This window comes from Stenotrophomonas sp. CFBP 13718, from assembly GCF_014842145.1.
GTDB lineage: Bacteria > Pseudomonadota > Gammaproteobacteria > Xanthomonadales > Xanthomonadaceae > Stenotrophomonas.
The window spans coordinates 1-362 of record NZ_JACYVC010000028.1 but is presented as its reverse complement, the minus strand read 5'-3'; the positions used below and the strand labels follow the sequence as shown (position 1 = coordinate 362).

Below are 362 nucleotides of genomic sequence, written 5' to 3'. Positions count from 1 at the left end.
CCGCTCGCTTCAAGCACGACCTGCTTGGCCGGCCACTTCTGCAGCCAGCGAACCAATGCTTCAAAGCCGCGCTTGCTGTTGCTGAAGTGGCGGAACTGCTGCTCGTGCACGGCAACGTCCAGACGGTCCTTACTTACGTCGATCCCGATCCCAAACATGGCAATCTCCGGTACGCTGACAGGGTCGAGAGCTCCCCCCGCTTGCCCAGTCTTATCATTACGAGCGCCAACTCGATCAACTGTTCGGGCGGATCAGGGAGAAGACCGGCGCGGGGATCCTTGCTACCAAGCGATCGCGAAGACCTAGAGCCGAACGGTCGCCCGCGCCGGGCTCTCGGCACCTAAAGTGCCAGATCTCGAAGA

The 362-nt window shown here is 61.0% G+C and carries 1 pseudogene; it reads right to left on the bottom strand.

Annotation, left to right across the window (positions count from 1 at the left end):
* Positions 1 to 158: pseudogene (locus IFT58_RS18645) on the bottom strand (IS110 family transposase); the annotation flags it as partial.
* Positions 159 to 362 lie beyond the last annotated feature (204 nt).